At 68.4% G+C, this 26170-nt stretch carries 26 protein-coding genes and 1 pseudogene; 15 read left to right on the top strand and 12 right to left on the bottom strand.

The window, feature by feature from the left end:
* Positions 1-68: 68 nt before the first annotated feature.
* From GVY64_RS30615 to GVY64_RS30635, 5 genes are all read left to right on the top strand, one after another.
* Positions 69-1208 carry a septum formation family protein gene (locus GVY64_RS30615; protein WP_159849100.1) on the top strand — a complete coding sequence of 380 codons (1140 nt, stop codon included), beginning with the start codon at positions 69-71 and terminating at the stop codon, positions 1206-1208.
* 10 nt (positions 1209-1218) lie between these two features.
* Entirely contained in the window at positions 1219-1569 is a 351-nt protein-coding gene (locus tag GVY64_RS30620; protein WP_159849103.1) for a metallopeptidase family protein, read from the top strand.
* A 164-nt stretch (positions 1570-1733) separates the two neighbouring features.
* A complete protein-coding gene (locus GVY64_RS30625; protein WP_159849106.1) occupies positions 1734-2045 on the top strand; it encodes a PE domain-containing protein in 312 nt (103 codons plus the stop codon).
* A gap of 48 nt (positions 2046-2093) precedes the next feature.
* On the top strand, positions 2094-3260 hold the full coding sequence (locus GVY64_RS30630; protein WP_159849109.1) for a PPE domain-containing protein: 1167 nt from the start codon (positions 2094-2096) through the stop codon (positions 3258-3260).
* Positions 3257-4084, top strand: coding sequence for an ESX secretion-associated protein EspG (locus GVY64_RS30635; RefSeq protein WP_159849112.1), 828 nt, complete (start codon positions 3257-3259; stop codon positions 4082-4084). The genes GVY64_RS30630 and GVY64_RS30635 overlap by 4 nt, the downstream gene beginning before the upstream one ends.
* 7 nt (positions 4085-4091) lie before the next feature.
* On the opposite strand, the gene GVY64_RS30640 is transcribed toward GVY64_RS30635, so the two are convergent.
* From GVY64_RS30640 to GVY64_RS30650, 3 genes are all read right to left on the bottom strand, one after another.
* A complete protein-coding gene (locus GVY64_RS30640; RefSeq protein ID WP_159849115.1) occupies positions 4092-4760 on the bottom strand; it encodes a histidine phosphatase family protein in 669 nt (222 codons plus the stop codon).
* A complete protein-coding gene (gene pheA, locus GVY64_RS30645) occupies positions 4757-5671 on the bottom strand; it encodes a prephenate dehydratase (protein WP_159849118.1) in 915 nt (304 codons plus the stop codon). The genes GVY64_RS30640 and pheA overlap by 4 nt, the downstream gene beginning before the upstream one ends.
* Positions 5672-5766: 95 nt before the next feature.
* The gene (locus GVY64_RS30650) at positions 5767-6180 is read right to left on the bottom strand and encodes a hypothetical protein (RefSeq protein WP_236567383.1); all 414 of its coding nucleotides are present in this window, start codon (positions 6178-6180) and stop codon (positions 5767-5769) included.
* A gap of 145 nt (positions 6181-6325) precedes the next feature.
* Here GVY64_RS30650 and GVY64_RS30655 point away from each other — a divergent pair, with 145 nt between their 5' ends.
* The 5 genes from GVY64_RS30655 to GVY64_RS30675 all read left to right on the top strand — a co-directional run bounded on the left by GVY64_RS30655 (position 6326) and on the right by GVY64_RS30675 (position 11599).
* Complete coding sequence (locus GVY64_RS30655; RefSeq protein WP_159849121.1) at positions 6326-7093, top strand: DUF2470 domain-containing protein; 768 nt, start codon at positions 6326-6328, stop codon at positions 7091-7093.
* A gap of 989 nt (positions 7094-8082) precedes the next feature.
* A complete protein-coding gene (locus GVY64_RS30660) occupies positions 8083-8877 on the top strand; it encodes a CPBP family intramembrane glutamic endopeptidase (protein WP_159849124.1) in 795 nt (264 codons plus the stop codon).
* Between the two features lie 127 nt (positions 8878-9004).
* Complete coding sequence (locus GVY64_RS30665) at positions 9005-10417, top strand: LCP family protein (RefSeq protein WP_201298228.1); 1413 nt, start codon at positions 9005-9007, stop codon at positions 10415-10417.
* 10 nt (positions 10418-10427) lie between these two features.
* Positions 10428-10979: a ferritin gene (locus GVY64_RS30670; RefSeq protein ID WP_159849126.1), complete on the top strand. Its 552-nt coding sequence runs from the start codon at positions 10428-10430 to the stop codon at positions 10977-10979.
* 71 nt (positions 10980-11050) lie between these two features.
* Entirely contained in the window at positions 11051-11599 is a 549-nt protein-coding gene (locus tag GVY64_RS30675; protein WP_159849128.1) for a ferritin, read from the top strand.
* Between the two features lie 222 nt (positions 11600-11821).
* Here GVY64_RS30675 and GVY64_RS30680 read toward each other — a convergent pair whose 3' ends face one another.
* From GVY64_RS30680 to GVY64_RS38140, 4 genes are all read right to left on the bottom strand, one after another.
* Complete coding sequence (locus GVY64_RS30680; RefSeq protein ID WP_159849130.1) at positions 11822-12742, bottom strand: DUF5926 family protein; 921 nt, start codon at positions 12740-12742, stop codon at positions 11822-11824.
* 215 nt (positions 12743-12957) lie between these two features.
* Positions 12958-13725: a glycerophosphodiester phosphodiesterase gene (locus GVY64_RS30685; protein WP_159849132.1), complete on the bottom strand. Its 768-nt coding sequence runs from the start codon at positions 13723-13725 to the stop codon at positions 12958-12960.
* Entirely contained in the window at positions 13722-14771 is a 1050-nt protein-coding gene (locus tag GVY64_RS30690) for a DUF4328 domain-containing protein (RefSeq protein WP_236567384.1), read from the bottom strand. The genes GVY64_RS30685 and GVY64_RS30690 overlap by 4 nt, the downstream gene beginning before the upstream one ends.
* 20 nt (positions 14772-14791) lie before the next feature.
* On the bottom strand, positions 14792-15160 hold the full coding sequence (locus tag GVY64_RS38140) for a rhodanese-like domain-containing protein (RefSeq protein WP_442939651.1): 369 nt from the start codon (positions 15158-15160) through the stop codon (positions 14792-14794).
* A gap of 513 nt (positions 15161-15673) precedes the next feature.
* Between GVY64_RS38140 and GVY64_RS30700 the strand changes: the two genes are divergently transcribed.
* Positions 15674-16285: a hypothetical protein gene (locus GVY64_RS30700; protein WP_201298229.1), complete on the top strand. Its 612-nt coding sequence runs from the start codon at positions 15674-15676 to the stop codon at positions 16283-16285.
* A 66-nt stretch (positions 16286-16351) separates the two neighbouring features.
* Here the strand turns inward: GVY64_RS30700 and msrA are convergent, their stop codons facing one another.
* Positions 16352-17032 (bottom strand): peptide-methionine (S)-S-oxide reductase MsrA, encoded by a 681-nt coding sequence (gene msrA / locus GVY64_RS30705; RefSeq protein WP_159849136.1) that lies wholly within the window; start codon positions 17030-17032, stop codon positions 16352-16354.
* Positions 17033-17223: 191 nt separating this feature from the next.
* Between msrA and GVY64_RS30710 the strand changes: the two genes are divergently transcribed.
* The 3 genes from GVY64_RS30710 to GVY64_RS30720 all read left to right on the top strand — a co-directional run bounded on the left by GVY64_RS30710 (position 17224) and on the right by GVY64_RS30720 (position 19752).
* Positions 17224-17847 (top strand): superoxide dismutase, encoded by a 624-nt coding sequence (locus GVY64_RS30710; protein WP_039794275.1) that lies wholly within the window; start codon positions 17224-17226, stop codon positions 17845-17847.
* 306 nt (positions 17848-18153) lie between these two features.
* On the top strand, positions 18154-18681 hold the full coding sequence (locus GVY64_RS30715) for a peptidase (RefSeq protein WP_159849138.1): 528 nt from the start codon (positions 18154-18156) through the stop codon (positions 18679-18681).
* 294 nt (positions 18682-18975) lie between these two features.
* A complete protein-coding gene (locus GVY64_RS30720) occupies positions 18976-19752 on the top strand; it encodes a TMEM165/GDT1 family protein (RefSeq protein WP_159849140.1) in 777 nt (258 codons plus the stop codon).
* A gap of 331 nt (positions 19753-20083) precedes the next feature.
* Here GVY64_RS30720 and GVY64_RS38790 read toward each other — a convergent pair.
* A pseudogene (locus tag GVY64_RS38790) lies at positions 20084-20299 on the bottom strand (helix-turn-helix domain-containing protein); the annotation flags it as partial.
* 200 nt (positions 20300-20499) lie between these two features.
* Between GVY64_RS38790 and GVY64_RS30730 the strand changes: the two are divergent.
* Positions 20500-21267 carry an SDR family NAD(P)-dependent oxidoreductase gene (locus GVY64_RS30730; protein ID WP_159849142.1) on the top strand — a complete coding sequence of 256 codons (768 nt, stop codon included), beginning with the start codon at positions 20500-20502 and terminating at the stop codon, positions 21265-21267.
* 63 nt (positions 21268-21330) lie between these two features.
* Here the strand turns inward: GVY64_RS30730 and GVY64_RS30735 are convergent, their stop codons facing one another.
* The 3 genes from GVY64_RS30735 to GVY64_RS30745 all read right to left on the bottom strand — a co-directional run bounded on the left by GVY64_RS30735 (position 21331) and on the right by GVY64_RS30745 (position 25988).
* Entirely contained in the window at positions 21331-22149 is an 819-nt protein-coding gene (locus GVY64_RS30735) for a class I SAM-dependent methyltransferase (protein ID WP_159849144.1), read from the bottom strand.
* A 177-nt stretch (positions 22150-22326) separates the two neighbouring features.
* On the bottom strand, positions 22327-24285 hold the full coding sequence (gene htpG / locus GVY64_RS30740; protein ID WP_159849146.1) for a molecular chaperone HtpG: 1959 nt from the start codon (positions 24283-24285) through the stop codon (positions 22327-22329).
* Between the two features lie 26 nt (positions 24286-24311).
* The gene (locus GVY64_RS30745) at positions 24312-25988 is read right to left on the bottom strand and encodes a TM0106 family RecB-like putative nuclease (protein WP_159849183.1); all 1677 of its coding nucleotides are present in this window, start codon (positions 25986-25988) and stop codon (positions 24312-24314) included.
* Between the last annotated feature and the right edge of the window lie 182 nt (positions 25989-26170).

Raw genomic sequence — 26170 nt, forward strand, 5'->3', positions numbered from 1 at the left:
CGTCCCGTGCCGCGCCGATCGGGGCAGGTCGTGGCACCACGGCACGGACGCTGCCATGATGGACCGCGATGTCCTCCGAACCTAGGTCCCGGTCCCCGCAGGCGCCCAAGCGCGGCGCGTCGTCGCGTGCCGACTCGGTACGCCGCTCGTTCGACTCGGCCAAGGCCGCCCTCGCCGACCGCGATCTGCGCGAGGTCCACCTGTCGGCGCCCACGTTGCGCCGAGGCCTGCTCGCCGTCGCCGCCGGCGCCGTGGTCGCGGCCTTGGTGACGCTGTTCATCACCGGCTTCGACAACGAGAAGGGCCTGGAGGCGCACAATCCCGGCGCCCCGGCGCAGCCCGTGCTGGACAAGGAGTTCGGCACCGCCGCCAAGGGCGACTGCCTGAGCTGGACCAAGCCCGACCGGGCCGATCTGGTCAAGGTGAACTGCTCGAGCAAGCACATGTTCGAGGTCGCGGCCGACATCGACATGAGCAGGTATCCGGGCAAGGAATTCGGCCCCGGCTCGCGGTTCCCGGACTCGCTGCGGCTCACCGAACTGAAGGAAGAGCACTGCGTGCCCGCGGTGCAGAAGTACATGGGCGGGCGCTTCGACCCGCGCGGCAAGTACATCGTCGGCCTGATGTACCCGAGTCCGGACGGCTGGCAGCACGGTGACCGCACCCTGCGCTGTGGCCTGCAGGTCGCGGCCAGCGCAGGCACCCCGCCGTCGGTCGGCAGCGCCACCGAGCACGACCAGTCCAGGGTGTACGAGCCGGGCGTGTGCCTCGGCATCAACCAGAATCTGCCCACCGATCCGGTGGACTGCGCCCAGCCGCACGCTGTGGAGATCGTCTCCACCGTCGACCTGGCCGCCCACTTCACCGGCGGTCCGCCCGCGAAGGAAGAACAGGACAAATTCGTCGAGGAGGAATGCACCCGCACCTCGACCGAATACCTGGGCGCGCCGGACGTCATCCGTAACAAGACGCTCACGCTGTTCTTCGACTACATCGATGCCCGCAGCTGGATGGCGGGCAGCCGCAAGCTGGACTGCATGATCGGCAAGGGGGCCGACCGGGAGGGTTTCGCGCCGATCACCGGCTCGGCCAGGGGCGACATCCTGATCAACGGCCAGGCTCCGGTGCCGCCGCCCAACAGCGGACGTTCCACGCCCGCACCGCTGCCCGGCGCCGCACCGCTACCGCCGCAGCCGCAGCCGAGGTAGCGGCACGCCGATGCCCGTGTCGATGTCCGCCGACCACTTCGAGGAATTGGTCGGCGACGCACTGGATCTCATTCCGCCCGAGCTGGCTCGCGCGATCGACAATGTGGTCGTGCTGATCGAGCCGCGCAATCCGGAGGATCCGCATCTGCTCGGTCTGTATCACGGCATCGCCCTCACCGAACGCGACAGTCATTACGGCGGAGCGCTTCCCGACACCGTGACCATCTACCGGGACGCCATTCTCGAGCACTGCGCCGACGAGTCGGAAGTGGTCGAAGAGGTGGCCATCACCGTGATCCATGAGATCGCACACTATTTCGGCATTGACGAAGACCGCCTGCATCAGCTGGGATGGGGATAGTCTGAACCGAGCTGTATTGCGCGCCCCGAGCGGTGGGTGTGTAATCGGCACGGAGATCGAAAAGTTGGGGATTCGATGGAACCGATCGCGTTGCTGTCGCGTCCTATCACTCGAAGGGGGAATTCTCGTGGTTCCGCCCCACAGCCACTAGAAGGAGTCGAGTCATGGTTGGACATGTACTGATCGCACCCGAAGCCATTCTCGCCGCCGCGGCCGAACTCGACCTCGTCGCCGAACGTCTGGCCGCCGCCGCGGCGATCACCGCGCCCGCGACGCACGTGCTGCCCTCCGGCGCCGAGGAGGTCTCCTTCCTCAGCGCGAGCCACTTCAACCAGGGGGCCATGTCGCACGACCGTGCGATCGCGCAGGCGATTCTGGAATGCCACCACGCCGCGGCCACACTGCGTATGCAGCTGGCCCAGCACGTCGCCGGTGACGTGGTGCGCGCCGCGGGCATCAGCGCCATTCAGGTGTAGTTCCGGAACCGGATCCATCAGCAACACCAAGCAGGGGAGAAGTCAAACATGGTTGCAGGAGTCACCGGGGTGATCTGGGCGGCGCGCCCGTCGGAGATCAATTCGGCCACCCTTCACGCGGGCGCGCACGCGATCCCGATCTCGGCCGCCGCCACCGCCTGGGGCGGGCTCACCGCCGCCTGGATCGACGCGACGACCACCGTCGCCAGGGTGATGGCCGAGCTCGGCGTCGGGATGCAGGGCATCAACGGTATCGCCGCGCTGAGCAAGCTCACCGGTTTCCTCGGTTGGTCCGAGCAGCAGGGCGTGCAAGCGGCCGCGATGGGTGCGAAGGCCGCGGCGAACGCCACCGCCTACACCGTCGCGTCCTTGGCGATGCCGAGCCCGCCTGAGATCGCCGCCGTCAACGCCGCCTTGGCCGCGTCGGCGAACCCGCCCGGCGTGCTCAGCGGCGCGTTCGAGGTCGCGGAAGTCGCCAGGAACGCCATGGACATCCGTGCCGCTCTGGTCATGGAGACCTACGAGGCCGCCACCAGCGCCATGGTCGCCACGCCCGCCGAGTTCCTGCTGCCGCCGCCGATCGCCAAGGGCGCCGGAACGGCCAGCCCCGAGCAGGCGGCGGATACGACCACCGAGGTTCCGGCGGATCCGATCCAGGCCGCCGTCGCCGCCACCCAGGCGTTCTTGAGCAACCCCGGCGTGGCGAGCGCGGCCACCCAGGCCGCGCAGGCCGTCGGCTCGATCGCCACCACCGGTGTCTCCACCGTCGGAAACGTCGCGGGCAGCGCGATCGCAGCGGCGACCACCACCTCCGCGCCGACCTTCTCCGGCATGGCGCCGATGGTCATGGGAGCTGGTATGGCCACCGCCACCGGCGCCGCGACTCGCGCGGTGTCGTTCTCCGGCCTCGGGTCGGCGGCCGGCATCAGCAATGGCTCGCTCAAGCTTCCGGAAGGCTGGGGCTCCAGCGGCACGATCGGTGGCTCCGCCCCGGTGCAGGAGACGGTCGCGGTCAAGCCCGTCGAAGCGGCGCCGGTCCGATCGGCGAACAACGGCAACGGCAACCCTCTGCTCGGCAACCAGGCACGCAGCGACGAGGACGACGAAGCCGAGCACAACGGCAGGGAGTACCTGCGGTCGACCGAGCACTTCAACGACGGCCGCTTCACCGCCGATGGAGTCATCGGCGGTGACCTCAGCGGGACGGTTAAGTGACCGTACTCGGTGCGGGCCGCGACCCGTCGACGCTCGACGCGGTCGTCCTGTCGCTCGACGAGATGCAGTTCCTCGTAGAGAAACTGCAGATCGAAGTTCCCGTCGTTCTGAACGCTCGGGCTCGCTACGACAACCTGACCGATCACAAAGCGGCGATGGACGCGGCCGCCGAGTCGCTCGCCCAGCGGGATCTCCTCTTCGACGATGTGCTGCATCGCGATCTGGAGAATCGGCTGCGCGCGCTGAACCGGCCACACTGGATCATCGCGCTGCGATTGATCGTCGATGGTTGGGTGAGCCGCTTCTGTCTGGCGAAGGGCGTCGACCTCGAGGTCGTCGCCCTTCGGGGGCAGGACTCGTACGTCATCGATGAAGCGGGAAACGACCTGCCCGGCACGGTTCTCGCGGCACTCGGTTACGCCGAGCCGCTGGAGCTGTACGGGATGAACGCCCCGACCGAAGAACTCGCCACGATCTTCGGCGACACCGGTGATGCCGCGGCCACCGCGGAGCGGCTCACGAAGGTGGGCAACCCTGCCCAGGATGCGAAGACCTTGGCGGCGGCGTTGGTCGAGATCCACTCGTTCGCCGAGATCGTCGGCGTGGTCTACGGCGACGGCACCAGAGACATGGCCGACAACCACATCGCCGTCTTCAATACGCGCGCAGGACGATTCATCGCGACCGCGAGCAAGTCCGACGACGGCGTGAAGTGGACGTCGCTCAGCAGCGGAACTCCCGCTCGACTACGCACGGCAGTGCAGGATCTGATCCATTCGCTACCGGAGCGCGAAGAGTTTCCCCGGAACCCGAAACTGTCCTGAACAGGCGCTACCCCATCGGATCGTCGGAGGTCGGCGCGACGTCGTAGCCGAACGGCGGCGTAAACCGGCCCCACCGGATGCACTCCCACCCGCCGTTCGGCATCGGTACCAGCTCGATGGTCTCGGTGTTGTCCAGGTGGTTGTTCGTAGTGAACGGCGGCCGCACATCCGCCAGCGTGCGGCCGACGAGCCGCATGGCCGCGCCATGACTGACCACCATCACATCGCCGTGCTCGTCACCATCCGACGTCAGATACGTGTTCCGCAATTCCGCGATCGCGGGCAGGAACCGATCCAGGACGTCCTGGGCGGATTCGCCGCCGGGCACTCGCAGCGTGAGATCGCCTTCGTGCCAGGCGCGGTAGATCTCCTGAAACGTGTGGTGCGCTTCCTCGCTGTGTTGTCCCTCCAGGTCACCCGCCTGTACCTCGTGCAGCCCGTCCAGCACCATGGCGGCGACACCGGTCGCCGCCTCGATGTAGCTCGCGGTCTGGCGCGCACGCAGCGCCGCCGAGGAGAACAACACCTTCGGGGGTCGGAGCAGGTTCTCCCCGAACGTCTTCGCTTGTGCCGCACCGCGTTCGGTCAGCGGCAGGCCTGGGACCCTGGTGTCCAGCAGCTTGGCGACGTTGCCTTCGGTCTCCCCGTGCCGGACCAGGATCAACCTCCCGGTCATAGGTCCGCCATCCCCTTTCTCAACTGGATCAACCACTCCGCCGAGGCTTCGTCCGACGGTGGTGGCGTGCCGGTCGCGGAAGTCGCAGCCCACGACCCGAGAAAGCGGATCCGCGCGGTGCGATGCAGCGCCTTGAGCGCTTCCGCCACGGCGGTGTCGTCGATGTGCCCGACGCAGTCGAGATAGAAACGATAGGTGCCCATGCCGGTTCGGGTGGGCCGGGACTCGATCCTGGTCAGATCGATGCCGCGGGTGGCGAATTCGGCGAAGGCGCGCATCAGCGAGCCGGGTACGTTCGGCAGCTCGAGCACGATCGAGGTGCGGTCGGCTCCCGTGGGGGGCGGCGCCACCGTGGGCCGGGTGCACAGTACGAACCGCGTGATCGCCTGCTCATGGTCCGCGACGCCGGAGGCCAGTGCCATCAACCCCAGCCGTTCGCCGGCGAGAGCGGTCGACACGGCGGCATCCGCGTGGCCCGCCACCACGTCTTCCGCAGCCGCGGCATTGGACGCCGAGGTGTAGGGCTGCGCCTGGGGCAGGTGCTCCGCCACCCACAACCGCACCTGCGCGGCGGCCACAGGGTATGCGGCGAGGGTCCGCACGTCGGGCAGCACCGTGCCCGGCTTGCCGAGGATCGTGAAGCTCACCTCGAGTTCGGTCTCGGCGACGATCTGCAGCCGCGGACCGATTGCCAGCGAGTCGAGCGTCGCCGAGATCGACCCCTCGACGGAGCTCTCGATCGGCACCACCGCGCCCTCCACGTCGCCGGAGCGGATCAGCTCGAGCGCAGCCCCTTGGCTGGGCGCGGCTATCCGCTCGACGGGTCCGTCGAAGGTTCCCGAGGATTCCAGTTGAGCGAGGGCCATCTCGGTGAAGGTTCCGGACGGCCCGAAGTACGCGATTCGCGGCACGGTTACGAGATTACTTGCGCCTTCGCCCGGCCCCCCACCAATTGCGGAGGCACAACCACCGCGCGGCATCTGTTCCACGGGCGCCCGAGCGGCGTTCAACCTGCGTCGAGCACCCGCAACGCGGCGTTCACCTGGTCAAGGGCCTCGGTTTCGATGGCGAGCAGGACGGACCGGACCGCCTCGATCGCGGGCGGTTTCAGCGAAGTCAGGAAGGCGATATCGGGGTGGCGCAAGGCGGTGCCGATGTCTTCGCCGCACAGCGCGGCGGCCGTGGCGGCGACGACGGCCACCGCGCGGTCGCCGGCCGAGGTGCGCGCGACGAAGCCGCTATCGGAGTGGGCGGCGTGCGCGAGGAAGGCGGCGATCTCCGCGTCCGGGGCGTCCAGGTCGAGCGTCGGCGCGGCGGGGCTTGCGCCGATGTTGCGGACCAGTCCGTCCGAGAGACTGCGCCGCGGGGGCGCCGACAACGACACCAGCACCGGTTTTCCTGGTTCCATCCCTTCCGACACGCCCCAACCGTAACAACCCGCGTCGAACGAGATCGACACACTTCGCTCAGTCCGATTGGAACGCTTGCGGAACCGAGGCCTCCTCACTTAGCTTAGGATTACCTAATCAATACCTTGCCGCGCCGCCCGCTCCACGGAGGTTTGCATGCCGCGTCCGTCTCCGACCGTCGCACCGTCCACCGCCGAGCGGGTGCGCAGCGCGTGCGCCCACGCGGAGCAGGCGGTGCTCGCCATGCCGGGCATCGACCCGACGCCCGCGTCCGTGCACCACGTACGGCAGTGCGGCGACGCCGTGATCGCCGTGCCGACCGCCTCCGTCGCCGCGATCCTGGCGGGCAATTCCGGGGAACACGGCGCGCCCGCGGTGCTGGAACTCACCGACCACGCGCCGCTGCCGCTGCGCGAGCCGGTGCGCGCCCTGGTCTGGCTGCGCGGCTGGGTGCGCGCGGTGCCGACCCAGGCGCAGCGCGCCCTGGCCGGCGAGGTGGCCAAGGAGCTGCCCCATCCCGGACTGCTCGACGTCGGCTTCGGCGCCACGCTGCTGCGGTTGGTGATCAGCTCGGCGGTAGTGGCCGACTCGACCGGGGCCGAATCGGTGACCAGCGACGAGTTGCGCCTGGCCCAACCGGATCCGTTCTGCGCCATGGAATCCGCGTGGCTGCAGCACATGCAGGCCGACCACGCCGATATCGTCGCCCAGCTGGCCAGGCACCTGCCTGCGCACCTACAGCGCGGCAACGTGCATCCGCTGGCCATCGACCGGTACGGGCTCACCCTGCGGGTGGAAGGACACGACGGCGATCACGACTTCCGCTTGCCGTTCAACGCCCCGGCCGACGACATCGAGGGACTCAGCCGTGCCGTACGCACCCTGGCCGGCTGCCCGTTCCTCAACGGCCTGCGCCGCATCTGACCCGGTTCCACGACGCATCGCCCACCCCTGCACATGGACTTCCGCCACCTTCCCCGGGGTGGCGCGTCCGGACTACCTGATGACCGGTGCTGTACAGGCTGGAATCGGCGCGCAGGGCCGCACCGGACTCGACGGTGTGGTCGCCCGAGTAGCCCGGACACGACCTCACCCGACCGAGTAACCACAGGCCGAACACGGCAAGACGCAACCAGCCGGCCACGCCCGCCGAGCAGGCACGGCACGACCCAACCGGGCGTCCATCCACGCAGGTCGTATACGGGGCGTCCCGGCCGACGAACCACCACGCAGACCGAACACGGCACAACCCGGTCAGGCGACACCCCACGCACACCCACCACAGAGCGACCCAACCGGCGACCACCGCGCAGGGCTGTCCTCGACACAGCCCACACCCGCGCTACCGCCATACAAGCGGATCAGGCGCAAAACGTCAGGTAAACCTCAAAGAGCGGCCGCAAGATCGAGCCCCGGCCCGTCACGGAGTTCCCACCGCCACGCACCGCGCCGGCGACCAACCACCACACGAACCCACCTGGGCGACCACCCTCGCAAGCGGATCAGACGCGAAGCGCAGGGCCGCCGCAGACGGCAGCCAAGACACCGAGCCCCGGCCGTCACGAAGTTCCGAAGGCAACGCACCGCGCCGGGTGGGACGACCAACCACCACACAACCCACCTGGACGACCACCCGAGCAGGAGCGGATCAGACGCGAAGCGCAGGGCCGCCGCAGACGGCAGCCGCGACACCGAGGCCCGGCCCGTCACGAAGTTCCACGCCACGCCCCGCGCGCCGGGCGGAACGACCAACCACCACACAACCCACCTAGAGGACCACCCGCGAAAGCGGATCGGGCGCGAAGCGTAGGGCCGCCTCAGATGGTCGCCGCGAGGCCGAGTCCCGGCCGGTCGTGAGGTTCCCACGCCGACGCGCCGCGCGCCCGGTGGGGCGAGCGCAATAGATTCGACCCATGCGCGCGGAGTCCGATGCCCAGTGGGACGAGACCGAGCCGACCGACCGGGAGCGACTGGCGATCAAACTCGAGATCGCGGTGGTGCTGCTTGTCACCTTCGGGCTCAGCGGGCTCAGTGCCGCGCTCTCGCTGGTGGAGAACGCGCTCGCCCCGGGCGGGATCGGTGGGCGGACCGTCGCGCTGAACCCGTCCCGGTCCACGCAATCCACCATCGACTTGCTGTTCCAGCTGCTCAGCGTGCTACGGCTGGTCGGATGGGCGGCGCTGGGCCTGTATCTGCTGTGGCGCGGCGGCATCGGACCGCGACTGATCGGGCTGGCGAACCGCCTCCGGTGGCGCGCGGACGTGCTACCCGGCTTGACGCTCGCCGCGATCATCGGCCTGCCCGGCTTGGGGCTCTACCTCGTGGCACACGCACTGGGTCTCAGCGTGACGATCGTGCCCGCCTCGCTCGGCGACTACTGGTGGCGGCTACCCGCGCTCATCCTCTCGGCCTGCGCGAACGCCCTGGCCGAGGAGGTCATCGTGGTGGCGTTCCTGCTCACCCGGTTGCGCAGACTCGGCTGGTCGGAGAACTCGGCACTGCTGACTTCGGCCCTCCTGCGTGGCAGTTATCACTTGTACCAGGGACTGGGCGGCGGACTCGGAAATTGTGTGATGGGCGTCATATTCGGGCGCTATTGGCAGCGCACGAACCGACTGTGGCCGCTGGTCCTCGCCCATGCGACCATCGACGCGGTCGCCTACATCGGCTACACCGTTCTGCGCGGCCATGTTTCGTGGCTCCCGTGACGCAACCGTGCCCTCCGGAACGCTAACAACCCGATGCAGCCTACGAATTAGGAAACAGCGCCGCTCCCGCGTGCGCCAGTGTCCACATGCGGCACCGCACAACCGCCCGATAAGTAGAGTTTCAGTGATGAACGGCGACGACCCCCAGCGCAACGCGCGTACGCGCCGGATGCCGCCGCCCGGCAGACCCGGTGAACCTCCGATGCGCCGGCGCATGCCTCCTCCTGGCCCCGGCGCGCCGCCGCCGATCGAGCCCACCCAGGTGGTGCGCCGCGATGGAACGGGCGACCCGCACGCGCAGCCGTTGGCATATTCGCAGGTCCCGCCGGAACAGCCCAGGCGAGTACCACTGCCTCCCCCGGCCCGCAGGCACGGCCCCACACAGCGCCCGGTGCCACATCACGAAGGTCCACCACACGCCCCGACACAGCGGCCGGTGCCACATCACGATGGGCCGACGCACGCGCCCACGCAGCGCCCGGTGCCCTACCACGAAGGTCCGCCTCCCACACCGCCCCGGAAACCACGGCGGTTCCGCGAAGGACCACCACCGGTGCCGCCGCGCGGCCAACGCCCGCCGCGAGCGCCGCGACCGCGCCGCAAGCGTCACCCGTTCCGCTGGTTCCTGATTACCCTGCTGGTGCTGGTGGTGGCCGCCGTCGGCGCCGTCATGCAGTTGGACAATTCCCTCAACCGCATCCCCGCGCTGGCGAACTACGCCAAGCGAGTCGGCGACACCCCTGGCACGAACTGGCTGCTGGTCGGCTCCGACGGCCGCGGCGGGTTGACTCCCGAGCAGGAGCAGGAACTCGCCACCGGCGGCGAAGTCGGTCCCGAGCGCACCGACACCATCATGCTCGTGCACGTGCCGAAATCGGGCAAAACCACCCTGGTGAGCCTTCCGCGCGACTCGTACGTCAGCATCCCGGGCCAGGGCAAGGACAAGCTGAACGCGGCGTTCGCCATCGGCGGGCCCGCGCTGCTGGTGCAGACGGTCGAGATCGCCACCGGCCTGCACATCGACCACTACGCGCAGATCGGTTTCAGCGGCTTCGCGGGCGTGGTCGATACGCTCGGCGGCATCGACGTGTGCGTCCCCGAAGCGATCGACGACCCGCTCGCCGGCATCGATCTGCCCGCGGGCTGTCAACGCTTGAACGGACCGCAGGCGTTGGGCTTCGTCCGCAGCCGCGCGACCGCGCTGGCCGACCTCGACCGGATGAACAATCAGCGGATCTTCATGGCCGCCCTGCTGAAGAAGGCGACCAGCGGCGCCACGCTGGCCAACCCGTTCAAGCTCTGGCCGCTGGCCTCCGACACCGCCAAGTCACTGAAGGTCGACAACGACGATCACATCTGGAACCTCGGCGGACTGGGCTGGGCGCTGCGCGGCGAGACCGTCGCCACCACGGTGCCGGTCGGCGGATTCGACGACACGGACAGCGGCAACGTCCTGCTCTGGGACAAGGAGAAGGCCGGACGGTTCTTCGACGCGCTGGCCGCCGACCGCCCTGTCCCCGAGGACCTGCTCACGCGGTAGCGTCATTGCCATGCCGGACATCGACGAGGCCGACGAGTCCTTCCCCGACTTGCTGCGCACGCAGATCCGACACGGATTCACCAGCGCCCAGCAGTATCTCGCCGCCGCCGTGTACTTCGACGCGCGCCGGCTGCCGCGACTGGCCGGACATGCCTACGGCCGGTCGCGCGAGCACTACGGCAATGCGCTGCGCATGGTGCAGTACCTGCTGGACCGGGATCTGCCGGTGCAGATCGGCGGCCTGGGGGCGATCACCTCGACGTTCGATAGTCCGCGCGGCGCAATCGCTTTGCTGCTCGAGCTGGAACAGGACCGCAGCACCCGGATCAGCGGTCTGGCTCGCGCGGCCCGCAACTCCGGCGACTATCTCGGTGAGCAATTCGTCCGGTGGTTCCTCGACGAACAGGTGAAGGACGTCGCCCGGATGGCCACGCTGCTGTCCGTGATCGACCGCGCCGACGGGCAGATGTTCGATGTCGAGGAGTTCGTCGCCCGGGAGATGCGGACGCGGCCGCACACCGAAATCCCGGCGCCGAAAATGGCTGGAGCGGCACGAAATTAATTAGGCAACACTAGCCTCATTAAGGTTGTACTTGGGTGACACGCGACCGCCCCGGCGCTAATGTCGATGCCATGTCAAGCCATCCGGAATCACCCCGCAGCAAATTTCACAGCCTGTTGCACGATCAGATCCGGCATGAATTCAATGCCGAGCATCAGTACATCGCGATTGCGGTGTGGTTCGACAATGCCGACCTGCCGCAGCTGGCCAAGCGGTTCTACAAGCAGGCCGTCGAAGAACGCAATCACGCGATGATGATCGTGCGGTACTTCCTGGACCGGGATATCAGCATCGAGCTCTCCGGCATCGACGCCGCGAAATCACGGTTCGAGAATGCCAGGGAACCGATCGCTCTCGCGCTCGCCCAGGAGAAGACGGTCACCGAACAGATCATCCAACTGGCGAGCACCGCTCGCGAAGAGGGCGATTACCTGGGCGAACAGTTCATGCAGTGGTTCCTGAAGGAACAGGTCGAGGAAGTCGCGAACATGACCACACTGCTCACCATCGCCGATCGCGCCGGGTCGAACCTGTTCGACCTGGAGGAATTCATCGCCCGGGAAATGAGCGGCCCGAGCGACGCCTCCGGAGCGCCTTCGGTGGCCGGCGGCTCCGTCTGACGGAGCTCGCCGGAAAGGTGCACAGGCCCGGTTCCCCAGGAACCGGGCCTGCCGCTGTCCGGGATGCCATTGTCCGTCGAATATCCGGAATTCCGGGAGAAGGATTCTCCCGAATTTACAGAAGTTCGGTGAGACTTACCTATCTATCGGCGATATCGGTGGCAAACGGAAAACCTGTTACGCCGCTCGACAGGCACGGGGAATCTCGCAGGATTCCGGGAGTCAGCGCAAAGTGACCTGACGCGACCGCAAGCCGTCGCGGGAGCGCCGCTCGTCGGCGGTCAGCGGGGCGTCTACGGCCAGCGCCTCGGACAGGCGCGCACCGAACTCGACCGCCGGCTTCACCCATTCGTCGGGGTGCCGCTCCCGATCCAGATCGAACACCGGCACCAGCACGCCGTGTGTGCGGAACGACCCCGCGAACCGGGAACCATCGCCGAGGTGCAGACCGCCGGAGGCGTGCACCCGCGCCAGCGCCAGCATCAGCGCGTCCTCGTCCTCCGGCCGCACCCAGCGGATATGCGCCTTCTCGCCGGCGTCCACCCACCAGGCCGCGCCGATCGCGTCCGCGTCCAGCCCGAGCCGCGCCGAAGGCATGATCGCCTGCTTGGCCTGCTCGATGGTGGCGGCGACCTGCGGATCCGGCTCGACACCCGCGGGCACCCACCAATCGAAGTCCTGGTGCACAGTCAGGTTCAGGCTCGCGCCGGGATCGATGACGTCGGCCAGCCGCGGACCACCGGCGACGCTCTCCACGGAGGTCAGCGAGTCACCGGGCTCGGCGGACTGGGTCCACAAGATCGCCGCGGCCAGATCGGCGGCCGGGTCCGCGCCCTGGAACTGCACCTGCGCGCCGACATACCCGCTCGGCTCGTCACCAGCGCGCACCAATGCGGCCACCGCGCCGGGCAGCACCGTGGCGAGCACCACCGGGCGCTCCGCGGCGACCGAAGTCGCCAGTGTCAATTCCGCGGTGGCCGACGGCACGAATTCGCGCAGCGCGACCAGATCGCACTCCGCGGCCAGACCTTCGAACGGACGCGTGACGGTCTGTGCCGCCTGCTCCTGCGCTGCCCGCCGCTCGGCGAGACGCTGGGCCCGGTTCCCGCCGGGCTTAGGACTATTGCGCTTGCTCTTACCCACGAGGGGTCAACCTACACAGTGTTCGATCTGCCGCGCCTGCGGCGCGGCGTGTCCGTGTTGTTTTCCAGCGCCCGCGGCGTGCGTCGGGCTCCGCAGGCGCTGACTACGTTGCGCCCGCCAGGAACCGCCGGGAGAGCGCTCGCTTCTGTCGTACGCGGCGAGCAGCGCGTACGAGCGGCCGGTGGGAACGATGCGGTCGCCCGATATGACCCCGATCAGGCGGCGGGAAGCAGCGATTTGGTGCGGCCGGGGTGGTTGGTGGCGATCCAGCTGACACCGAGGTCGGCGCACAGTTGGACGTCGCCGGGGTCGTCGACGGTCCAGCAGTAGGTGGCGCGGCCCGCGGCGGCGGCCTTGTCGACCAGATCGGGGTGCTCGCGCAACGTCTTCACCGAAGGGCCGACGGCCGTCGCGCCGACCGTCGTCGCCGCGGATCCACCCAGGTAGCGCGACGATTCGCCGAGCAGGACGGTGGGCAGCAGCGGCGCGGCTCGGCGAATGCGCCAGACCGCGGTGGCCGCGAACGACATCACGACGGCTCGGGAATGGTCGGCCGAGGCCGGGGTGGCGATGCCGAAGCGCTGGAGTTCGGCGAGCAATTTGTTCTCCACCAGCGCGCCGTAGCGAACCGGGTGCTTGGTTTCGATGAACAGCTTGGTCGGCCTGCTGCGCCAGTCCAGCACGAGGCCGATCAGCTCACTGAGGGTCAGCACCGAGGCGGGCGAGCCGTCCGCGCCGAAATCCAGGGCCCGCAGCTCCTCCAGCGTCATCTCGCTGACCAGCCCGCTGCCCGAGGAGGTCCGGTCGACGGTGCGATCGTGCACGCACACCAGATGCCCGTCCCTGGTCAGCCGGACATCGCATTCGACCCCGTCGGCGCCCTCCTGCAGCGCCAGTTCGTAGGCGGCGAGCGTGTGCTCGGGGCGCGCCGCCGAGGCGCCTCGATGCGCGACGACGAATGGCGCGCGACTGCCCTGGCTCACTTGGCCATAACCTCCTCCTGCTCACGGTCCTCAGCACCGTTGTCCTCGTGCGCCGATTCGGCGTCCACCGGTTCGGCCGCGGTTCGCCGCCCGCCGGGATGCACCGGTTCGATCACCGGTACAGCGGGGTCGACCGCGATCAGCCAGCGACGCGCGGTCCGGTGGCGCCCGAGCAGGTCACGGCCCTCGATGGTGCGCAGCACCCAGAGGGTCAGCAACGCGACCGCCGCGCCGACCGCGTCGGCGAACGCGGTGAACAGCACCCCGTCCGCCTGGGCCTGCAGCGAATCCGCGGTTCGCCACAGTAGCGCGGCCGCCGCGACGAGGCCGCCGAAGACCCAGGCGGCCCACCAGATCCGGACCGCCCGGCTGATCCGGGGGTCACCGCGCAGCGCGGCCACTTCGCTCAGGAAAACGCCGGGCCACAGCAGGTTGACCACCGGCACCAGCGATCCGAACGCGAGCGCTCGCGGCGATCGTGGATCGCGCCTGCCCGCGGCGGCGTAGGCCGACTGCCTGACCTCGATCAGTCTTCCGGTCGCAGCCGCGGCCGCCAGCAGCGCGAACACGATGGCGAGCACGCCCGCGCCGATCACCAGAGCGTCGGAAGCGAAGAGGACCGCGGGGTGGATCAGTCGCGTCCGGTTGCGCAGCAAGACCGCGTACCGCGCCAGTTCGGCGCAGGCCGCGAGCCCGAACACGCCCGCGGTGGCGATGAGCAACTTGGTCACCGAATCGGTCAGTTTTTCGAACGGGCGCCGTGCGGCGGCACCGGCCTGCGGTGGCGGGTCGATCAGACCCCAGCGCGGGATCTGCGTGTACCGAGGTGTGCGACTCGGCGTGACCGGCCGGGCGGGCGGCTGCGCTCGGCGGCCGCGCTGGTCCGGTCTGCGCGCCACCCAGCGGTAGTTGCGGCGGTCGGCGGGCGCGTCGATCGGCGCGGGCGAGAGGAGGACGCCACGGCAGCGCGGGCACCAGTGCATCGGCGCCCCTTGCACGGCCCAGCGCGCCCCGCAGCGCGCACAAGGTTGCACCACCGTACTCACCCGCGCACCTCGTTCTTTCGTCAGTAGATCTTCGCCTCGTGGTCGCCTTCCGCGACCAGCGGACGACCGGCCTGCTGCCACGCCACCATGCCCCCGTGGACCTGAACGGCCTCATAGCCGATGTGCGCGAGGTACTCGACCACCTGCAGGGACCGGCCGCCCTGCCTGCAGATGACATAGAGCTCCGCGTCGTACTCCAGCTCATCGACCCGGGCGGGGACGTCGACCATCGGGATGTGGATCGCCCCCGGGGCATGTCCGAGCCGCCACTCGTCGTCCTCGCGGACGTCGAGCAGGATCGGTCGCGGCGTGTCGGCCGACGCGGGGACGCTGTCGAATTCGGCAGGCACATCCTCCACCGTCACCGACGGAACGTGGGGGCTCGTCACAGATTCGATCCTGCCATGGGCGGCGGGCCGCCGCGCAGTTCCATGCCCGGGGAGCGGCTCGACAGCGCGCGACGACTTCAGGTATGTTCTCCTCTCCGGAACTCGACCGCGCCCCTGCTCGATGCGGGTTGTGCATAACTCGGGCGAAGTTATCCACATAATCCACAGCCTGATCCACAGGCGTCGCTCACGACCGGCGTTTAACGAGCTCACGTCAATGTCGCAGCGACCGATCAGTTACCACCTGCGGGGACTTTCCATACTTCTCGTCCGCAATCGACCGGCCGTGCATACCGGATGACGGGATACCGCCCTAACGCAGCGATGCGAATGGCCGATCCGGGACTCCCCTCCTGTCCATCCCGGAGCGGCCATTCGTCGCCGATGTCGGAACCTGCGGCCGAGAAGGTTCCGATATCTACTTGGACGGGGCCGGCCCGCGATCGGTTCCATCGAATCGTGAACGCCGCCGAAATACCGCGATCCGGCAGGGGCGATCGGTAGCCTGGGGCTATGAACGCGAGCAGGGGGCTACGCCACGGAATGGATACCGCAGGGCTGAACATCGCGTTGTCCGAGGCCACATGCCTCGGTCTCGCGGTCGATGAGCCCGCGGGCGAATTGCGCCTCGAACTCGAGGTGCTGACTCTCCCCGAGCAGGGGACGGCGAACGAGGACTATCGGGTGCAGCTGACCCTCACCGGCGTGAGCCGGGTCGCCGCATCACTGCGCACGCAACACTGGGACGACCTCGAGCCGCAGGTACTGCCGCTGCAAATGGACGGCCTGGACGAGGCCATCCGCAGTTTCGGCGGCGGGCGGCTGCACGGCTGGGAGTTCATCGACCTCGACGACAGCAGTTGGGCGCTGTGGAGGGAACTGCTCAGCTTCGACACCCGGATCCGCGATCAGGAGTCCACGCACGTCCTGGAGTTCTCCCAGGAGGAGGGGATCGATCCGCGCGAGCTCGATATCCGGGTGTGGTTCGACGGCATCGTCGTGCACGACGCGCGCGGCAACGAGATTCCCTTGGCGGAATTCGTCGCGGGCGGCGCGCGGTGGTGGCAGGCGCATGACGCGGGTGATCCCCGGGCAACACGTCCCGGTATCGCTCCCCCGCTGTGAGCGCCGGGTCCGCGATCTGCACGAGCGAACCGCGCATCCGCTGCCCGGACGCGCGGTTCCCTGCGCTCAGGCGCCCGTGCCTACCGGGCAGCTCACTCCGGTGGCGTGCACCGGGCAGTATCCGCCGGGGTTCTTCGCCAGGTATTGCTGGTGATAACCCTCGGCGTAGTAGAAGGCCGCCAGGCCGGGCAGCGGCGAGATCTCCGTGGTGATCTGCCCGTATCCCGCCGCGGCGAGGCGTTTGCCGTATGCCTCGGCCGTGGACCGGGCCAGATCGGCCTGCTCGGCGCCGAAGGTGAAGACGGCGGAACGGTATTGGGTGCCGCGATCGTTGCCCTGACGCATGCCCTGGGTGGGATCGTGGTTCTCCCAGAAGTGCCTGAGGATGCCCGCGTAGCCGATCACGGCGGGGTCGAACACGACGAGCACCGCTTCGGTGTGCCCGGTCCGCCCGCTGCAGACCTCTTCGTAGGTGGGATTCGGCGTGTACCCGCCGACATAACCGACTGCCGTGGTGTAGACGCCGTCTAGTTCCCAAAAGCTCTTCTCCGCACCCCAGAAACACCCCATCGCGACGACCGCGAGCTGGAGTCCCTCGGGGAACGGCGGATGGATCGGGTGACCGTTGACGTAGTGGGTATCCGGCACGTCGAGCGGCTCCGCCCGGCCGGGCAGTGCTCGCTCCGGCGCGATCATGGCGGGTTCGGGGAGGCTCAGACGCCCCACTAGTTCGTCGTACCACGACATGGTTCGATGCTACGCGTGCGTTTCCCGTGGGGCCGATGTGCGTGATGTGACGGTGCGCGATTCGATGTGTGTGAGCGGCGTCACCGGAATGCGCGGGCGTGGGCCCGAGTTGGAATCGACCGGGTGTACGAATGATGGTTGGCTGTGCTCGGAACAACGGGCACAACCGGCCCGACATAGGAAGGGACATCGTGGCTGAGTACACGCTGCCAGATCTGGATTACGACTACAGCGCCCTGGAGCCCCACATCTCCGGGCAGATCAACGAGCTTCATCATTCCAAGCACCACGCCGCATACGTGGCCGGCGCGAACACCGCGTTGGAGAAGCTGGAAGCCGCTCGCGAGTCGGGCGATCACAGCGCCATCTTCCTGCACGAGAAGAACCTCGCGTTCCACCTGGGTGGGCACGTGAACCACTCGATCTGGTGGAAGAACCTCTCCCCCAACGGCGGCGACAAGCCGGTCGGCGAACTCGCCGCGGCGATCGACGACCAGTTCGGTTCGTTCGACAAGTTCCGCGCCCAGTTCACCGCGGCGGCCAACGGCCTGCAGGGCTCCGGCTGGGCGGTGCTCGGCTTCGACACCCTCGGCCAGAAGTTGCTGACCTTCCAGCTCTACGACCAGCAGGCCAACGTCCCGCTGGGCATCATCCCGCTGCTGCAGGTCGACATGTGGGAGCACGCTTTCTACCTGCAGTACAAGAACGTCAAGGCGGACTACGTCACCGCTTTCTGGAACGTCGTCAACTGGGCCGACGTGCAGGAGCGCTTCGCCAAGGCGACCTCGCAGGCCAAGGGCCTCATCTTCGGCTGAGCCGGCTCAGCACCCGAACCGGGTCCGCGAATCCGTCCGCCCCACGCGGCCGGGATCGCGGGCCCGTTCTGTTTTCCGGCAACGCGGACGCTTTGCCGAGCGCGCCGCCACGCGGCGCGCATTCGGGCTCGGCGAGGTGGTGCCCTATCCGTCGAGTACGCAGCACGATTGCCCGCCGTCCGCCCTCCGGCTGTCCGATTGGCACTCTTTGGTACTTGTGTGCCAGGTGACTCGTGGTTCATATTCGGGAATCCACACAAATAGCACGGGCAAGGTCGCCCCCGGGTTCGACAACGGGAGGCAGGAATGCGCACGAACGAACCGATCGGCATCACGCCGTTCCACTCGCGCGGGTCGCTGCGTGGCTTCGTGATCTCCGGCCGCTGGCCGGACACGACCAAAGAGTGGGCCCAGGTACTGGTACTAGCGGTGCGTGTGGCCACGCTACCGGGCTTGCTGACGACCTCGACGGTGTTCGGGGTCCGGGAGGACCTGCCCGACGATCCCGCCCCCGGCACGGTCGGCCTGGTGATCGCCGAAGGCCCCGTGCTCGGTGACGAAGCGGTGGAGCCGGGTCATTTCGCCGAGCATGTGCCACCGGCGCTGCTGATGTTGCATCCGCCCTGCGAGACGCGCCCCTCACTGCCCGAATGCGCGGGCGCGGCATCCGGCTGCGTCTTGCTGCCCGGTGTGCCCCACCTGGGGCTGGAACACCGCGCCGCCTGGGTGGAGGCGGAGTCGGACGGAACGGTGACCTCCCTGGTCAGCCGGGTCGGGCTCGACCCGATCAGTGATCCCGACACCGCGGTTCTGGCCATGCTGCTGGCCGCGTGAGGGTAGCCGAAATTTCGCACGTGGATCGCCAAACTTATTGTGCGCTTTGCGATTTCGATTACAGCGGGTTGGCAGGAGCGGCTCGCGCCGGTAGAGTCGGCTGCAGCGAAGGGGAGTAGCCCCCAATCGCGCAGTCGACATACTGACCCGCCGGTCCACACGGGCCCGGGTCCGGCTGTGTGAACCGGCATCCGTCCGGTGGGCGAGACCTTCGGCCTGGACAACCATTTCGTTGTCGGCCGGAGTCCACCCGTAGCTCCGACCGGCAGGCCGGAGACCTGGGAGCCGCCACACATGATCGCCACCGTATTGCTGAGTATCGCCATCGTCTTCCTCGCCGAACTGGGCGACAAGTCCCAGCTGATGGCGCTGACGTTCGCGCTGCGCTATCGCTGGTGGGTGGTGCTCGGCGGCATCGCGACGGCGTCCGCCGCGGTACACCTGATCTCGGTCGGCGTCGGCCACTTCCTCGGTGCGGCGCTGCCGACCACGGCGATCGCACTGATCGCGGCCGTCACCTTCCTGGCCGTCGGCCTGTGGACCCTGCGCGAGCACTTCGGTCCCGGCGACGACGACCCGGAGCCGAAGACGCCGAAGGCCACCGGTGCGCCGTTCTTCGTGGTGCTGTCCGCGTTCCTGCTCGCCGAGCTGGGCGACCGCACCATGTTCGCGACCGCGGCGCTGGCCACCGACTACGACTGGGTGGGCGTCTGGCTGGGCTCCACCATCGGCATGGTCGCCGCCGACGCGCTCGCCATCGTGCTGGGCATCCTGGTCGGCAAGCATCTGCCGGAGCATGCCATCGGCATCGGCTCGGGCCTGCTGTTCCTCTACTTCGGTGCGGCGACGCTGTTCGGCGCGGCCGCCCCCGGCCTCGGCGGCGTCGCGGTGGCCGGGCTGGCGGCGCTCGCCCCCGCGCTGGCCGGTGCGGCGCTGCTGCTCACGCGGATGGCTCGCCGCGCACATCCAGCGCGGCCCCATACAGTCCACCGCCCCGGCGCAACAGATCCAGCAGCGGTTCCCGCAGCGCCAGCAGGCCGTCCGAGTCCCCGGCCGCGATCCGAGCGGTGACCATCGCGCCGACCGCCGCGGCCAAGGCCTGGCAGGCGAAGCGTTGCTGCTCGGTCCGCGCGTCGAGCACGACGGCGATCAACTCGACGAATCGCTCTTGCAGCTGGGCCCGGCGCGCGATGGCCGCCGACCCCACCGCGAAGACCTCGACCAGGAACAGCCGCGCGCTCGCCGGATCGTCCACCAGATACTGCAGATAGGCGCGCAAGATCCGGTCCATCCCGGCCACGGCGTCGCCGTCGCCTTGCGCAGGCGCGGCCTCCTCCTGTTCGGTGGCCTCGGCGATCCGGTCCAGCAACAACTGCACCGCGCGCTGATAGGCCGCCTCGAAACAGTCTTCTTTCGAGCGGAACTGCTCGTAGAACGTCTCCCGTGACACGCCCGCCCGCTTGAGGATCGCCGCGACGGACGTTCCGATGTACCCGTTCTCGGCCATGGCCTCCGCCGTCGCGACGAGGATCCGCTCACGCTGCGAGGCGATCACCTGCTCCCGCGGCAGGCCGTGCCTCCCGCGAGGCAGACGTGCGCTGAGGGCCGATTCGGTCATACGGAGACTCCGGTGTTTCGGTCGAGCTGACTGGGCTGTTCCATTCTGCGCGGTCGGTTCTACCGCCCTGCCCGACAGGGTGCGCGCCGGGAACACCGATCGGTAACGAGTCGCGGGAGCCGTGCAGGGCCGCGCACGGAGCACCGGTTAGGGTGCAATTGACGAAAGGCCAACTGGCTGTCACAAACGAGAGGACCATCGTGGAGATTTCGGGTTCCGCCGCCATTGTCACCGGAGGCGCATCGGGCCTCGGCGCCGCCACCGCCAAGCGTTTCGCCGAGCTCGGCGCCACCGTCTTCGGACTCGATGTACCGCAGTCGATCGAGCGCGCCGGCGACAACGTGCCCGCCGGGGTCACCCTCATTCCCGCTGATGTCACCAGCAACGACGAGGTCGGCGCGGCTGTCGCGCAGGTCGTCGAGTCCGGCGCGCCGTTGCGCATCGTGGTCAACTGCGCCGGTGTCGGCTGGGCAGGCCGCATCCTGTCCAAGAACGGCCCGCACGACCTGGAGCTGTTCCGCACGGTCATCACGGTGAACCTGCTCGGCACCTTCAACGTCATGCGGCTGGCCGCCGACGCGATCGCCAAGACCGACGCCGTGGACGAGTACGGCCAGCGCGGCGTCATCATCAACACCGCCTCGGTCGCCGCGTTCGAGGGCCAGATCGGTCAGATCGCCTACTCCGCGTCCAAGGGCGGCGTGCACGGCATGACCGTCCCGGCCGCGCGTGACCTGGCCCAGTTCGGCATCCGGGTGAACACGATCGCCCCCGGCATCATCGACACCCCGATGCTGGCCGGCGTCACCGAGGAGTACCGCAAGGGCCTCGAGGCGGGTGTGCCCTTCCCGTCCCGCCTGGGCCGTCCGGACGAGTACGCGCAGCTGTCGCAGTACATCGTCGAGCACGACTACCTGAACGGCGAGACGATCCGCATGGACGGCGCACTGCGCATGGCGCCGCGGTAGTTCCCGCTCCGCACTCTCGGCAGCGCGCGGCTCTTCCTGGGAAGGGTCGCGCGCTGTTGTCTGTCACCCCTGCGGCTTGTGACCGATGCCGAGGTACGCCGTGGTGGACAACGGGGAGTTCGGCCGGTACTTCTCGGCGAGGAACGTTTTCATGACGGCGGCGCGCCGAGCCCACTCCTGCGCGCTCACGCTGTGGCGCATCAGTTCCAGCGGGGCGCTGCTGCGCACCATGGTCTCCCACATCTCTTCAGGGTTGCCGAAGGTCAGCGCGATCGAATGCCGCTGGATGGACACGGCTTCGAAGCCCGCGCCGCGCATCTCCGATTCGAAGACCTCGGGATTCTCCAGGCTCAGGAAGTTCGGTTGCGGCTCCTGGATGTTCGGGTCGGCCGCGGTCAAAGCGCCGAACATCATCCGCATCAGCGGCGAGTCCGCGATCGGCGCCCAGCTCGACACCACAGCGGTGCCACCCGGCCGTAGCACGCGGAACAACTCGGCGAACCCACGGGCGCGATCCGGGAAGAACATCAGGCCGAACATGGAGAACCCCGCGTCGAAGCGGTCGGATTCGTACGGCAGTTCCTGGCCGTCGCCCACCCGCGCGTGAATGTTCGTCAGCCCGGCGGCGGCGGCGTCCTTCGCCAGACGCGCGATCATCGACTCCGCGAAATCCAGCGCCTCGACCTGCGCCACCTGGCCCGCGGCCGGCAAGCTGAGCGTGCCCGGCCCCGCCGCCACATCCACGATCTGCGAAGTGGGCGACAACGACGCGAACTCGAGCGCCCGCACCGCGAACGGCTGCATGATGGCGGGTGCGAATTCGGCGTATCCGTCGGCGACCAGATCCCACGGCTCGGCCACGGCAAGCGGGTTTGCGGACATGTTGTGACAATCCTTTCAGACATCCACATCTAACCGCGCCACCCGGGGGCGAACTCCCCAGTCCTGCGAATATGCCATCTCGGCGGTCACCGTAACCGAGAAATGGCCGAAATATCGCCGACCGCATCGGCCGCGACCGGAGGACAACGGCGTGGCCGCCCTCCGGTCGCGGGCGATTCACAACGTGCGGGTGAGCCGATCGGTGAGGATATGGGCGAAGTGCGCCGGATCCTTCAGTTCCCCGCCCTCCGCGAGCACCGCCGTGCCGAACAGCAGTTCGGCGGTTTCCGACAGCTCGGTCGCCGTGCCGGCGTCGGCCTCGTCCTTCTTGGCCGCGTATGCATCGCGCAGGCCGGTGACCAGCGGATGAGTCGGGTTGAGCTCCAGAATGCGCTTGCTCTCCGGCAGCGCCTGGCCCGACGCGCGGTACATCCGCTCCAGCATCGGCGTGAAGTCGAAGACGTCACCGACCAGGCAGGCCGGGGAGGTGGTGAGCCGGTTGGTCAGGCGCACCTCTTTGACGTTCTGCTCCAGCGTTTTGCCCAGCCAGGTCAGGACATCGGCGAAGTCCTTGTCCTGCTGCTCGCGCAGCGCCTCGGACGCCTTCTTCTCCTCCTCGGTCTCCAGATCGACCTCGCCCTTGGCGATGGACTGGAACGCCTTGCCGTCGAATTCCGGCACCGAACCGACCCACATCTCGTCGACCGGGTCGGTCAGGATCAGCACCTCGCGGCCCTTGGCCTTGAAGGCCTCCAAGTGCGGGGAGCTCTCGACCTGCTGACGGGTCTCGCCGGTCATGTAGTAGATCGTGTCCTGCCCCTCGGGCATCCGCTCCACGTACTGCGCCAGCGTGGTCAGCTCGGTATCGGAGTGCGTCGAGGCGAACGAGGACACCTGCAGGATCGTCTCGCGGTTGTCGAAATCCGAGAGCAGGCCCTCCTTCAGGACGCGGCCGAACTCCTTCCAGAAGGTCTGGTAGTTGGTCTGGTCCTCGGCGCCCTGCAGATCCTTGACCGTGGACAGCACCTTCTTCACCAAGCGCTTGCGGATCATCTGGATCTGCCGGTCCTGCTGCAGGATCTCGCGGGAGACGTTGAGCGACAGGTCCTGCGCGTCCACCACGCCCTTGACGAAGCGCAGGTACTCCGGCATGAGCTCTTCGCAGTTGTCCATGATGAACACGCGCTTGACGTAGAGCTGCACGCCGCGCTTGTGCTCGCGGGTGAACAGGTCGAACGGCGCGTGCGAGGGGATGAACAGCAATGCCTGATACTCGAAGGTGCCCTCGGCCTTCAACGGGATGATCTCCAGCGGATCGTCCCAGCCGTGGCTGACGTGCTTGTAGAACTCCTTGTACTCCTCGTCGGAGACCTCGCTCTTCGGGCGCGTCCACAGCGCTTTCATCGAGTTGAGCGTCTGGTCCTCGAGGACGGTCGTCTCCTTGGCGTCCTCACCCTCGCCCTCGGTGACGGTCCGCTCGACCTGCATGCGGATCGGCCATGCGATGAAGTCGGAGTACTTCTTGACGATCTCCCGGAGCTTCCATTCCAGCGTGTAATCGAAGAGGTGATCCTCCTCGTCCACCGGCTTGAGGTGCAGCGCCACCGACGTGCCCTGCGGGGCTTCGTCGAGCTCCTCGATCGTGTAGGTGGAGCTGCCCGCACTCGACTCCCACCGGGTGCCGGTGGTCTCCCCCGCCCGGCGGGTGGTGAGCGTGACCTTGTCGGCCACCATGAAAGTCGAGTAGAAACCGATGCCGAACTGGCCGATCAGCTCCTCGGCCGCCGCCTCGGACTTGGCCTCGTTCAGCTTCTTGCGCAGTTCGGCGGTACCGGACTTGGCGAGGGTGCCGATCAGGTCGACGACCTCGGCGCGCGACATGCCGATGCCGTTGTCCCGCACGGTCAGGATCCGCTTGTCCTTGTCGACCTCCAGCTCGATGTGCAGGTCGGAGGTGTCGACGTGCAGATCCTTGTCCCGGAAGGACTCCAGCCGCAGCTTGTCCAGCGCGTCGGAGGAATTCGAGATCAGCTCCCGCAGGAAGGTGTCCTTGTTGGAGTAGACGGAATGGATCATCAGCTCGAGCAGCTGATGGGTCTCTGCCTGGAACTCGAGTTGTTCGACGTGCTCTGTCACGTCGCGATGGTACCGCTGCGCGCCGGCTAGGGAGCCGAAGGAGGTACCACCGCGTAACCCGGAACGGCCTGCCGCGGATCGGAAAGCGGCGAGAAGTCGGCGAGACCGGGGACCTCGGCGTCGGCGCGGGTCGTCATCCACTCGCGCAGCACCTGGGTGGCGCGGACGTCGTCCTCGTTGTACTCCAGCAACCGGGTGCGCTGCGTCGAATCCGGCGCGGCGCCGTCGTAGCCGACCGCGAGCCGATACCAGCTCATCGACGCCTCGCCGCCCGCCTCGGGGTCACGCCAGGAGAACCCGGCGACCGGCGCGATCTTCTTCAGTCCCTTGCCGTTAGGGCAGATGAACTGGTCGGAGACGGCCTGGAACATGTCCACCCATTGCGGCCCGTCCACGAACGCGCGCACCTGCTCCACCGTCGGCACGCCGGGGCGCCCCGCGAACCGGCGCGCCGATTCGTACAGCCACTTGTCCTCGGCGGTGCGCGAATAGCAATACGCCGCAAATGTCTTGCCCGCCGCGGCCGCCTCGGCGCGCACCGTCATCAGCCACGTCCAGAACTCGCCGAAGGAGCGGCCCTCGTCCTCGGTGGGCAGTGGATCCCAGGTGACGAACGGGCGGTAGACACCGTTCAGCAGCGTCCCCCAGAGGTACGCGCCGTATTCCTGGAAACTCTCCAGGTCGACGTCGACCTCCACGTCCGCCCGCCGCACCCGCACGCGCTCGACCCGCCGCACCACCGGCGCGCCCGCGATCCATGCCCGCGCCGTGACCACGGCCTCGTCGAACGGGCCGTGCTGCCAGTCCTCGGGGTCATCCCCCGCCCAGGCGGCGAGCTCGTCGATCGTCTCGACGTTGTGCCTGCGCAGCACGTCGGCGCGTGAACCGGGCGCCACCAGGCTGACGTCGCGGTGCTCGATCAGCCAGTCCTCGCAGCTGGGGCCCTCGATGCCCCGCGTCCACCATGGGCACTGCCTGCACTCCGGCACCTTCGAGGGGACGGTCGGCAGCTCCCCGCGCACCACCGCGATCCGGTCGGCGTAACGACGGTCGTAGTCGGCCAGCAGCGGAGCCAGATCGTGGACCAGGATGCGATCGAAGTCGAAGCCGATGACACCGCCGAGCAGCGCGGGGCTGGCCAGACCGTGCCGTTGCAGCATCCGGTGCAGGTGGGCCAGCCGCTGTTGGTCGCGCGGCTGTTGACGCAGCTTGCGGTGCGGATCCGGTTGCGGATTCCAGTGGTAAGGGTCGGAGGTGGTGGGGTGGAAGTCGGCCGGTTCGGGCTGACGCGGGTCGGTCACCTTGTGGTTCACCACGATGACCGGGATGTACCCGCCGCGGTCGGCGTCGCGCAACAGGATCTCCGAGCCGCCGCGCCTGCCGGTGTCCGGCTCCTGCGGTAGCAGCCCGCCCCAGATGTGCCGTGTGCCGGCTTCGCACGCGCGCATGGTCGCTTCGGCGCGCTCGGCGGCGCGTAGGCCGGGATCGATGACCACCCAGGCGTCGGGATCGGCGCCGACCAGCGCGTCGCGCACCCGGGCGCGGTGCGCTGCTGCGGCGTCCCGGCGCTGCCGTACGCCCGCGTCCTCCGAGACCCCCGCCAGCGCGCCGGGATGGGCGGCGTCCAGATGCAGCCGATGGCGGCAGCCGATCAGCGCCCTGGCATCGATGAAGGCGGCCGGCACGTCGGTGGCCCGATCCACGGCCGTTCCGTTGCGCTTGCGACCATCCCGGTCACCGATGTCCGAATCCACGCTAAGAGCCTCTAACAGGTTCTGTTGAGTGGCGGTGATTCTCGTTGCGGTGCAGTATGTTTCGTCGTGGCGGCCCCGTGGATCGTGGACGACGAGTTGTGGACAGTGATCGAACCGCTACTGCCGGTCCG

This window comes from Nocardia sp. CY41, assembly GCF_009829325.1.
In the GTDB taxonomy this organism is placed as follows: Bacteria; Actinomycetota; Actinomycetes; order Mycobacteriales; family Mycobacteriaceae; genus Nocardia.

Bases quoted from the DNA above. Each gene is read 5' to 3' on its own strand.
- GVY64_RS30615 (WP_159849100.1), top strand. From the start codon at position 69: ATGTCCTCCGAACCTAGGTCCCGGTCCCCGCAGGCGCCCAAGCGCGGC.
- GVY64_RS30620 (WP_159849103.1), top strand. From the start codon at position 1,219: ATGCCCGTGTCGATGTCCGCCGACCACTTCGAGGAATTGGTCGGCGAC.
- GVY64_RS30625 (WP_159849106.1), top strand. From the start codon at position 1,734: ATGGTTGGACATGTACTGATCGCACCCGAAGCCATTCTCGCCGCCGCG.
- GVY64_RS30630 (WP_159849109.1), top strand. From the start codon at position 2,094: ATGGTTGCAGGAGTCACCGGGGTGATCTGGGCGGCGCGCCCGTCGGAG.
- GVY64_RS30640 (WP_159849115.1), bottom strand. From the start codon at position 4,760: ATGACCGGGAGGTTGATCCTGGTCCGGCACGGGGAGACCGAAGGCAAC.
- GVY64_RS30655 (WP_159849121.1), top strand. From the start codon at position 6,326: ATGCCGCGTCCGTCTCCGACCGTCGCACCGTCCACCGCCGAGCGGGTG.
- GVY64_RS30660 (WP_159849124.1), top strand. From the start codon at position 8,083: ATGCGCGCGGAGTCCGATGCCCAGTGGGACGAGACCGAGCCGACCGAC.
- GVY64_RS30665 (WP_201298228.1), top strand. From the start codon at position 9,005: ATGAACGGCGACGACCCCCAGCGCAACGCGCGTACGCGCCGGATGCCG.
- GVY64_RS30670 (WP_159849126.1), top strand. From the start codon at position 10,428: ATGCCGGACATCGACGAGGCCGACGAGTCCTTCCCCGACTTGCTGCGC.
- GVY64_RS30675 (WP_159849128.1), top strand. From the start codon at position 11,051: ATGTCAAGCCATCCGGAATCACCCCGCAGCAAATTTCACAGCCTGTTG.
- GVY64_RS30700 (WP_201298229.1), top strand. From the start codon at position 15,674: ATGAACGCGAGCAGGGGGCTACGCCACGGAATGGATACCGCAGGGCTG.
- msrA (WP_159849136.1), bottom strand. From the start codon at position 17,032: ATGTCGTGGTACGACGAACTAGTGGGGCGTCTGAGCCTCCCCGAACCC.
- GVY64_RS30715 (WP_159849138.1), top strand. From the start codon at position 18,154: ATGCGCACGAACGAACCGATCGGCATCACGCCGTTCCACTCGCGCGGG.
- GVY64_RS30720 (WP_159849140.1), top strand. From the start codon at position 18,976: ATGATCGCCACCGTATTGCTGAGTATCGCCATCGTCTTCCTCGCCGAA.
- GVY64_RS30735 (WP_159849144.1), bottom strand. From the start codon at position 22,149: ATGTCCGCAAACCCGCTTGCCGTGGCCGAGCCGTGGGATCTGGTCGCC.